2 protein-coding genes are annotated in these 1,574 nt (G+C 70.6%); one reads left to right on the forward strand and one right to left on the reverse strand.

Translation table 11 applies throughout. The features are described from left to right. The coding region (locus ACFU7D_RS29560; RefSeq protein WP_378874077.1) for a YwqJ-related putative deaminase at positions 1-330 on the reverse strand (330 nt) is incomplete at its 3' end. A 348-nt stretch (positions 331-678) separates the two neighbouring features. Between ACFU7D_RS29560 and ACFU7D_RS29565 the strand changes: the two genes are divergently transcribed. After that, positions 679-1,542, forward strand: coding sequence for an SMI1/KNR4 family protein (locus tag ACFU7D_RS29565; RefSeq protein WP_378874080.1), 864 nt, complete (start codon positions 679-681; stop codon positions 1,540-1,542). Positions 1,543-1,574 lie beyond the last annotated feature (32 nt).

The raw sequence follows: 1,574 nt of genomic DNA on the forward strand, positions 1-1,574 counted from the left end.
GGGTTTGCGCTGGGCGCGTTTGGAGCGGCTGTCGTCGGCGGCGGTGAGCTGGCGTGACAGGAGTATGGCTTCGGGGCAGCGTCCGGTGAAGCGTTCGCGCTGGTTGCTGGTGAGGGTGTCGAGGAAGTCCTGCACGAGTGGGTGGAGGACGGGTGGCTGGTCGCCCTTGCCCGCGGTGCAGGTGAGTGTCTCTCCGCGTACGGACAGGGCTGCGGCCACCGCGGGCAGGATGCCGTCGCGGCGGTGCTGGAGGTGGGGTGCTCGGTCGGGCTCGGTGGTGCTCCAACTGAGACGCGGGTCTCCGGATGTGACTGTTTGTGCTGAGTGCATGGTGCTGGTGTCCCTCCCTGCAATCCCCCGAGTTGCGGGGACAGCCTGTCAAATATGCAGGGTGGTGGGGAAGCTGGGTGGGTGAAACGTGTCTTCGTGTCGCGTGGGGGGGGGGGTGGGGGGGGGGGGGGGGGCGGGGGGGGGTGTTGGGGGGGGGGGGGGGGGGGGGGGGGGGCCGTGTTGCGCCACCGCATAGGCTGTGCGCAACACCAGACGCAGCAGGGGGCAACCGCCATGACGACAGGTCGGCTCGGGCAGCAATCCGCGCCACCGAACGCGGCCTATGCCGGGCAGGTCGTGCATTTCCCGGATCCTGTCCGGGCGTCCCGCCACCCCAGGGGTGTGCGCGTGGACGGGAACGGCTATCCGGTGCTTTCGCCGTATGCGCGTGCGGCCGCGGAGATCGCGGAGCCTCCTCCGGGCTTCGGTATCGACGAGCTGCGGCTGACGGACTACGTGTCGGCGAACGCGGCGCTGGCGGCGAGCGGGCATGAGCTGTGGGACACGATTCCCGCGGTGGCGACCCCGCACGGCTGGACGTGGCATCACGTGGCGGGTGGCCGGCGGATGGAGCTGGTGCCCGTCGAGGTGAAGGCGCTGTTGCGTCATCACGGCGGGATCGCGACGGCGGCGGTGGACCAGGCCAAGCGGGGCACGCGGCCGTTGCAGGAGACGCGTCCGGCGCACTTCGGGCTGCCGAAGTCGGGGGTGGCCGTCACGGAGCAGCAGGTGCAGGGGGTCGAGGAGGACCTCGGGTACCGGCTGCCGGGTGCGTACCGGTCGTTCCTGAAGGCGGCGGGCGGGTGTGCGCCGGTGGGTACGGCGCTCGACGCGGAGCTGGGTCTGCTGGTGGACCAGCCGTTCTTCACGGTGCGTGAGGAAGCGGCTGTGAACGATCTGGTGTACGTGAACAAGTGTCTGCGGGACCACTTCACGAAGGATTTCCTGGGTGTGGGTTTCGTCCAGGGCGGCATCGTGGCGGTGAAGGTGCGCGGCGAGGGCCTGGGGTCGGTGTGGTTCTGCGCGTACGACGACGCCAGGGACCAGGACGGCTGGAGCGTGGGGGAGCGGGTGGAGCGGCTGCTGCTGCCGTGCGGTGAGGACTTCGATGCGTTCCTCCAGCGGCTCGCGGGCAATCCGCCGGAGCTGGAGACGGTGGCGAACCTGATGGTGGACGGTGGCTTCGCGCGGGCCGTCCCGGTGGAGGGGTGAGCGCGGTGGTGACGTTCGCGCAGGCGCAGGAG

The organism is Nocardioides sp. NPDC057577, assembly GCF_042801335.1.
Lineage (GTDB): Bacteria > Actinomycetota > Actinomycetes > Propionibacteriales > Nocardioidaceae > Nocardioides.